The organism is Monashia sp. HAY1-2A (genome assembly GCF_056755315.1).
Window position 1 is genome coordinate 1 of record NZ_JBNDHY010000767.1, and the last position, 237, is coordinate 237.

1 protein-coding gene is annotated in these 237 nt (G+C 59.5%); it reads left to right on the forward strand.

What is annotated here, in order from left to right; genetic code table 11:
* The coding region (locus ACPYOM_RS23845; protein ID WP_481347882.1) for a glycogen/starch/alpha-glucan phosphorylase at nucleotides 1-237 on the forward strand (237 nt) is incomplete at both ends.

Genomic DNA, 237 nt, shown 5'->3' on the forward strand with positions numbered 1-237 from the left:
GGCCAAGGCCTGCGCTTCGTCCAAGAGTATTTTCTGGTCGCATGCTCGCTGGCGGATCTTATCCGTAGTTTTCGCACGAACAATCGCGACTGGAATAGCCTGCCCGACAAGGTCGCGATCCAGCTCAACGACACGCATCCCAGCATGGCCATTGCCGAACTGATGCGCGTCCTGCTCGATGAAGCTCAGCTGGGCTGGGACGAGGCCTGGGACATCACGAAGCGCACGCTCGCCTAT